Consider the following 6,828-nt stretch of genomic DNA (forward strand, 5'->3'; position numbering starts at 1 on the left):
AGCAGGGCCACGCCCGTGTTTCCCGCGCTCAGGCGCTCGGCCATGATGCCGGAGCCGATGACGGCGCACAGCAACATGGCGGTGCCGATGAACTCCGCGGCCAGCGGGCGGGCCCGGCTCGCGGCGATGCGCTCGCGCGTCACGGGCTAGGCCTGAAGGGCCAGCTCGCGTGCGGTCTGCTGCAGCGCCAGGGCTTGCAGGCGGTCCTGCGGGAGGTTCACCATGATGTCCAGCCGGCGCTTGATGGCATGCAGCGTGGCACGGAAGGCCCGGTGGCGTGCCTCCTCGTCGCCCTGCACCTCGGAGGGATCGGCATAGCCCCAATGCGCCGTGGCCGGATGCCCCGGCCAGATCGGGCACATCTCGCCAGCGGCGTTGTCGCAGACGGTGATGATCAGGTCCATGCGCGGTGCGTCGGGCTGCGCGAACACATCCCAGCTCTTGCTGCTGAGGCCCTCGGTGGCAATGCCTGCCTCCTGCAGCACGCGCAATGCCATGGGGTTGGGTTGCTGGTTCTCGCGCGGGCTGCTGCCGGCCGAGAAGCCGCGGAAGCGCCCCTGGCCCACTGCGTTGAGGGTGGCTTCGGCCAGGATGCTGCGGGCCGAGTTGTGGGTGCAGAGAAAGAGGACGTTGAGCGGGTTCGACACGGGTGAGCCTTTCAGCGGCGCGGCGTCGCGACGCGGGTACGGTGGGTGGATGAGGTCGCCGGGCGTGCCGCGGCCGGGCGCGCTGGCTTGCAGGGCGCGGCGCTGACGCCGCAGCTTTCGCCCTGGCAGCAGTTCTCGGTGAGGAAGCCGAGCAGGTCGTTCATCTGCGTGAAGTCGGCGCGGTAGATGAGGTGGCGGCTGGCGCGCTCCTGCGTGGCCAGGCTGGCGTGCAGCAGCTCCTTGAGGTGGAACGAGAGCGTGGCCGCCGGTACCGCGAGCCGTTCCGACAGCACGCCAGGCGTGAGGCCCTCGGCGCCCGCCGTGACGAGCTCACGAAACACGCGCAGCCGCATGGGCTGGGCCAGGGCGGCGAGCTTGGCGACGGCGTCGGTCTCTTGCATAATTCCATCATAGTGGAAACATTAAATGAAAGTCAATCGACTTCGGCGGATCTGCCGCCCACCCCGGTTGAGGCTTGTCAATGCCGGTGGCGCCCTGAAGTGCGAGCATGAAGGTAACCCCAAGAAGGAAACACCATGAGCAAGCTGGAAATCTTTGAGCCCGCGATGTGCTGCCCCACCGGCGTGTGCGGGGTGAACGTCGATCCCGCGCTGGTGCAGTTCAATGCCGATCTGCAGGCGCTCGAACAGGCGGGCGTGCAGGTCGCGCGCCACAGCCTCAGCCACGACCCCGCGGCGTTTGCCGCGAACACGGCGGTGGTGAAGGAGATGGAGGCCGGCCTCAACCGCCTGCCCATCGTCGCCATCGACGGACGCATCGTCTCCACGGGCATGTATCCCTCCCGCAGCCAGTTGATGGGCAAGCTCGGCCTGGCCACGCCCACGGCCGAGAAGCCGCGCATCAAGATCGGCAGCTGCGGGTGCGCCCCGGGTCAGTGCTGATGGGCGCCGGTGTCGCCGCCATGGCCTTGCCGGCCGTGGAGACGCGGTTCGCCTTCTTCACCGGCAAGGGCGGCGTGGGCAAGACCTCGCTCGCCTGCGCCAGCGCCGTGCGGCTGGCCGAACAAGGCCGGCGCGTCCTCCTCGTCAGCACCGATCCGGCTTCCAACCTCGATGAAGTGCTGGAGACCTCGCTGGGCACAGCGCCCACGCCGGTGGCTGGCGTGCCCGGCCTGTGCGCGCTGAACGTCGACCCGGAAGCTGCCGCGGCCGCCTATCGCGAACGCATGGTCGGCCCGTACCGCGGCGTGCTGCCGGCCGCGGCCATCCGAAGCATGGAGGAGCAATTCTCCGGCGGCTGCACGGTGGAGATCGCCGCCTTCGATGCGTTTGCGGAACTTCTGGCGGGCAATGAAGTGACCGCGGCCTTCGACCACGTGGTCTTCGATACTGCGCCCACCGGGCACACGCTGCGCCTGCTGTCGTTGCCCTCGGCGTGGAGCGACTTTCTGGCCACCAACACCACGGGCACGTCCTGCCTGGGCCCGCTGGCCGGGCTGGAGAAGAACAAGGCCATCTACGCCGCAGCGGTGAAGGCGCTGGCCGATGCGGCGCTCACGACGGTGGTGTTGGTGGCCCGCCCCGAGCCGGCTGCCCTGCGTGAAGCCGAGCGGACCCGCCACGAGCTGGCCGATCTGGGCGTGCGGCACCAGTTGCTGGCGCTCAACGGCGTGTACGAAGCGGCTTCCGGGGATGCGGTCGCCCAGGCCATGGCGGCGCGTCACACCGCGGCCTTGCAAGGTATGCCGGCCGCCCTGGCGGCCCTGCCGCGCAGCCGCACCGGCTTCGTGCCGCGTGGTCTGGTGGGGCTGGCTTCGCTGCAGGCCTTCCTGCATCCCGCCGCGGTCGTCGCCAGCGCGCCGCCTGGAGCGACCTGCGAAGCCGCCGACGAGGGCCTGGCGCCCCTCATCGACGCGATCGAGGCCGCCGGCCACGGCCTGGTCATGACCATGGGCAAGGGCGGCGTGGGCAAGACCACCATCGCCGCGGCCGTGGCGGTGGCGCTGGCGCGGCGGGGGCATCGCGTGGTGCTGTCCACCACGGATCCCGCGGCGCACCTGGCGTGGGCGCTGGATGAGCCGGTCGGCCATCTCACGGTCGGTCGCATCGACCCGGCCGCCGAGGTGGCCCGCTACCGCGACGAGGTGCTGGCCAAGGCCGGCGCCGGGCTCGACGCGCAGGCGCGGGCCATGCTGGAGGAAGATCTCCGTTCCCCCTGCACCGAGGAGATCGCGGTGTTCCGTGCCTTCGCCGCCACGGTGGACCAGGCGCGTGACGCCTTCGTCGTGCTCGACACCGCGCCCACGGGCCACACGATCCTGCTGATGGACTCCGCCGAGGCCTACCACCGCGAAGTGGGCCGCACGCAGGGGGACACGCCGGAAGCCGTGCGCCAGTTGTTGCCTCGCCTGCGCGACCCTGCGTTCACGCGCGTGCTGATCGTCACGCTGGCCGAGGCCACGCCGGTGCACGAAGCCGAGCGCCTGCAGGCCGATCTGCGCCGCGCCGGCATCGAGCCGTTTGCCTGGGTGGTCAACCAGAGCCTGCTGGCCAGCGGCACGCGGGACCCCGTGCTCGCCCAGCGGGGCGCCTACGAGGCGCCATTCATCGAGCATGTCCGCCACGTCGCGGCGACGCGTGCACAGGTGATCGCATGGCGGGGCCAGGCCCCTGTGGGCGCGACGGCGCTGCTGGCGCTGGCCGCCGGGGCGCAGCGGGAGGCGGGAACCTGTCTGGCCTGAGGGCACTCCATGCCTCATCGCCAACAGGACCCCGTTCCATGACCCCCCAGGAAACCCGATCCATCATCACCCTCAGCCTCATGGCCGCCTTCGCGGACGGCCAGAAGCACGACCGTGAGCGCGCCGAGGTCCGCCGCATCGCCGAGGCGCTGGCGCAATCGGACGCCGTGCACCTGCCCACGCTGGTGCAGGACGTGCTGATGAAGCGCGTGGACATGGCCGGCACGGCCGCCGCGCTTCAATCGCCCGAGGCGCGTCACCTCGCCTACGAGATGGCGGTGTGCGTCTGCGACGCCGATGGCGCGCAGTCTGTCGCCGAGCAGCAGTTCCTGGCCAGCCTGCGCGCGAGCCTGGGGCTGGACGCAGCGGAGGCGCGCCCGTTCGAAGAGGCGGCGCAGGCCATGGCGACGGCGCCCGTGGGCGCCGCGGGCGCCGCGGCCAGCGTGCCGGCCGTCGTGGCCGCCGCGGCACCTGCGCCGGCGGCCAGTGGCGCGCGCCCCTCGACCCTGAGCAATCAGGAACTGGATTCCATGATCCTGAACGCCGCCATCACCAACGGCGCGCTGGAACTGCTGCCCGAAACCCTGTCGACCATGGCCATCATCCCGCTGCAGATGCGGCTGGTCTACCGGATCGGCCAGGCGCACGGCTACGAGCTGGACTCCGGCCACATCAAGGACTTCCTCGCCACGGTGGGCGTGGGCCTCACCTCGCAGTACCTCGAGCAGGCCGGCCGCAAGCTGCTGGGCGGGCTGCTCGGCCGCATGGGCGGCGGGCTGGCGCGCACCATCGGCAATCAGGCGGTGAGCTCGGGCATGAGCTTCGTCGCCACCTACGCGCTGGGCCATGTGGCCAAGCGCTACTACGCCGGGGGCCGCACGCTCTCGGCCGACATGCTGAAGCAGGCCTATGCCGGCATCGCGAACGAGGCGCAGGGCCTGCGCGGCCGCTATCTCCCGCAGATGCAGGAGCAGGCGCGCACGATGGATGTGGGCAAGGTGATGGCGATGGTGCGGGGGCGGTGAGGCCGCCGCTCGCTCACCCGCAATTCACCCGCGTCACCCGCATCGCCGCATCCACCCCCAGGTTGATGCGGCCGGGGTCGTACTCCATCGTCACGGCCATGCCCGGGCGCAGCACGCGCACGGTGCGCGCCCCGCTCTTGCGGCGCACTTCCTCGGCCAGGGCCTCACCGTACGGCATTCCCATGGCGAACTGCGCGGCCTGGGCCTCGCAGGTGCCGGCCAGTGGCGGTGGCGGCGCGGCCTCCGGCTGGGCCGGCGGCGCTGCGCAGCCGGCCAGCGTGGTCAGGGCGCCGAGCGCCAGCACGCTGGCGCACCGCGCAGCGAGGCGGGCCATCGTCAACTGCCCTGCGGCTTGGCCATCTTGTCGGCCCACGTCTCGCCGCCCGTCGCCCAGTCACCCGGGGCGATGTCGAACAGCACCACGTCCACCGACTCGGCCTTGCTGCCCAGGGTGTCCACGCAGGCCTGGGTGAGCGCCTTCACCAGGTTGCGCTTCTGTTCCGGCGTGCGGCCGGCAATCAACTCGACTCGAATCGTGGGCATGGGTTCTCCTTGAATGCGGATGGGCCCGATTTTGCCTAGACTCGCGCCCACCCCACCACCAGGAGACACGACCCATGCTTCGCGACGACCTCCGCAACGACTTCGACTCGCTGCTGCCCGGCACCTCCAGCGAGCGCGGTGCCAGCCGCCGCACCGCGCTGAAGGCCGCGCTGGGCGTGGGCTACGCGGCCGCCGCCGGCCCGGCCATGACGCAGACGGCCATCCGCACGCCGGCCGACGGCCTGACGGTGGGCGAGATCACCTATGAGGTGAACGGCTTCAAGGTGCCGGCCTATCGCGCCGCGCCCGCCGGCAAGACCGGCCTGCCGGTGGTGCTGGTCATCTCCGAGATCTTCGGCGTGCACGAGTACATCGCCGACACGGCCCGCCGCCTCGCGCGCGCCGGCTACCTGGCCATCGCGCCGGAGCTCTTCATCCGCCAGGGCGACGCCAGCAGCTACGGCGAGATCGCCAAGCTGATCGCCGAGGTCATCTCCAAGGTGCCCGACGGGCAGGTCATGGCCGATCTGGACGGCGCCATGCGCTGGGCCGCGGCCAATGGGGGTGACGTGTCCAAGTCCGCCATCACCGGCTTCTGCTGGGGCGGCCGCATCACCTGGCTGTACGCCGCGCACGGCCCGGTGAAGGCGGGCGTGGCCTGGTACGGCCGCCTGGTCGGCCAGACTTCGCCGCTGAACCCGGCGCACCCGGTGGACGTGGCCGGGCAGCTGAAGGCGCCGGTGCTGGGCCTGTACGGCGGGGCCGACACGGGCATCCCGCTTGACACGGTTGATAAGATGAAAGCTGCCCTCGCGGCCGGGTCGCCGGCGGCGAAGGCTTCGCAGTTCGTGGTCTACCCCGATGCCCCGCATGCTTTCCATGCGGATTACCGGCCCTCGTTCCGCCAGCAACCCGCCGAAGACGGCTGGAAGCGGGCGCTGGAGTGGTTCAAGGCGAACGGGGTGGCCTGAGCGCCCGTCGACTCCATCGCGACTTTCCAAGCTGGAGCCGCCCTACGGGGCGGTTTTTCATTGTGACTCTCATCGCCATCCTGCTTGCCACCCTGGCCGCCGGCATCGGCAGCGTCTGGGTGGCCGCGGGCCTGATGCGCCTGGGCTGGAAGGCCGGCCCCGACGCCACCCGGCGCGGCCTGGGCGAGCAGCACCTGCTGTCCCTGGCCGCCGGCGCCCTGCTGGCCACCGCCTTCCTGCACCTGCTGCCCGAGGCGCTGGAAAGCCAGGCAGGCGCGAAGGAGCTGTTCGGCACGCTGCTGGTGGGCCTGGTGTTCTTCTTCCTGCTGGACAAGGCGGAGCTGTGGCACCACGGGCATGAGCATCACCATGGGGGTGAGGGGCACGGGCACGATGCCCACGAGCACGAGGGCCATTCGCACGAGGCGCACGCCCACTTGCACGCCGCGCCCGCGCGCTCCGGCGGCTGGGCGGTGCTCACCGGCGACAGCGTGCACTGCTTCGGCGACGGCATCCTCATCGCCTCGGCCTTCATGGCCGATCTGCGGCTGGGCCTGGTGGCGGCGCTGGCGGTGCTGGCGCACGAGGTGCCGCACCACATCGGCGATCTGGCCGTGCTGGGCCAGACCAGCCGCAGCCGTCAGGCCGCGCTGATCAAGGTGTCGCTCGCGGGCGCGGTCACGCCGCTGGGGGGGCTGGTGGGCTGGTGGCTGGTGGACCGGCTCACGGACTACCTGCCCTGGTTCCTGGTGGTGGCCTCCAGCAGCTTCATCTACGTGGCGCTGGCGGATCTGATCCCGCAGTTGCAGAAGCGGCTGGGCGCGCGCGAGACGCTGGCGCAGATTGCGTGGCTGCTGGTGGGGATCGGGTTGGTGATGGTGGTGAGCGGGCTGGCGCACTCGCATTGAGCGGTGTGATCGCTGGGGTTGCGCTACCGCTCC

General features: G+C 71.2%; 9 protein-coding genes and 1 pseudogene. 5 read left to right on the plus strand and 5 right to left on the minus strand.

Features of this window, described 5'->3' with window-relative positions; translation table 11 throughout:
* The 3 genes and pseudogenes from ACE3T5_RS20570 to ACE3T5_RS20580 all read right to left on the minus strand — a co-directional run.
* Window positions 1-128 (minus strand): annotated as a pseudogene (locus ACE3T5_RS20570) (aquaporin family protein); the annotation flags it as partial.
* 18 nt (window positions 129-146) lie between these two features.
* Entirely contained in the window at window positions 147-647 is a 501-nt protein-coding gene (locus ACE3T5_RS20575) for an arsenate reductase ArsC (RefSeq protein WP_374669978.1), read from the minus strand.
* A gap of 11 nt (window positions 648-658) precedes the next feature.
* The gene (locus tag ACE3T5_RS20580) at window positions 659-1,048 is read right to left on the minus strand and encodes an ArsR/SmtB family transcription factor (RefSeq protein ID WP_374669979.1); all 390 of its coding nucleotides are present in this window, start codon (window positions 1,046-1,048) and stop codon (window positions 659-661) included.
* Window positions 1,049-1,183: 135 nt separating this feature from the next.
* Between ACE3T5_RS20580 and arsD the strand changes: the two genes are divergently transcribed.
* From arsD to ACE3T5_RS20595, 3 genes are read left to right on the plus strand one after another with little or no spacing between them, the layout of a single operon-like run.
* On the plus strand, window positions 1,184-1,549 hold the full coding sequence (gene arsD / locus ACE3T5_RS20585) for an arsenite efflux transporter metallochaperone ArsD (protein ID WP_374669980.1): 366 nt from the start codon (window positions 1,184-1,186) through the stop codon (window positions 1,547-1,549).
* Window positions 1,550-1,569: 20 nt separating this feature from the next.
* Window positions 1,570-3,348 carry an arsenical pump-driving ATPase gene (arsA, locus tag ACE3T5_RS20590; protein ID WP_374669981.1) on the plus strand — a complete coding sequence of 593 codons (1,779 nt, stop codon included), beginning with the start codon at window positions 1,570-1,572 and terminating at the stop codon, window positions 3,346-3,348.
* 38 nt (window positions 3,349-3,386) lie between these two features.
* Window positions 3,387-4,373 carry a YcjF family protein gene (locus ACE3T5_RS20595; RefSeq protein WP_374669982.1) on the plus strand — a complete coding sequence of 329 codons (987 nt, stop codon included), beginning with the start codon at window positions 3,387-3,389 and terminating at the stop codon, window positions 4,371-4,373.
* A gap of 13 nt (window positions 4,374-4,386) precedes the next feature.
* Here ACE3T5_RS20595 and ACE3T5_RS20600 read toward each other — a convergent pair whose 3' ends face one another.
* On the minus strand, window positions 4,387-4,707 hold the full coding sequence (locus tag ACE3T5_RS20600) for an I78 family peptidase inhibitor (protein ID WP_374669983.1): 321 nt from the start codon (window positions 4,705-4,707) through the stop codon (window positions 4,387-4,389).
* A gap of 2 nt (window positions 4,708-4,709) precedes the next feature.
* Window positions 4,710-4,916: a 4-oxalocrotonate tautomerase gene (locus ACE3T5_RS20605; protein WP_374669984.1), complete on the minus strand. Its 207-nt coding sequence runs from the start codon at window positions 4,914-4,916 to the stop codon at window positions 4,710-4,712.
* Window positions 4,917-4,990: 74 nt separating this feature from the next.
* On the opposite strand from ACE3T5_RS20605, the gene ACE3T5_RS20610 reads away from it, so the two are divergent.
* Window positions 4,991-5,887, plus strand: a complete 897-nt coding sequence (locus ACE3T5_RS20610; protein ID WP_374669985.1) for a dienelactone hydrolase family protein — start codon at window positions 4,991-4,993, stop codon at window positions 5,885-5,887.
* Window positions 5,888-5,949: 62 nt separating this feature from the next.
* Complete coding sequence (locus ACE3T5_RS20615; RefSeq protein ID WP_374669986.1) at window positions 5,950-6,795, plus strand: ZIP family metal transporter; 846 nt, start codon at window positions 5,950-5,952, stop codon at window positions 6,793-6,795.
* The last annotated feature ends 33 nt before the right edge of the window (window positions 6,796-6,828 follow it).

The sequence above is a fragment of the Ramlibacter sp. genome, assembly GCF_041916345.1.
Classification (GTDB): domain Bacteria; phylum Pseudomonadota; class Gammaproteobacteria; order Burkholderiales; family Burkholderiaceae_C; genus Ramlibacter.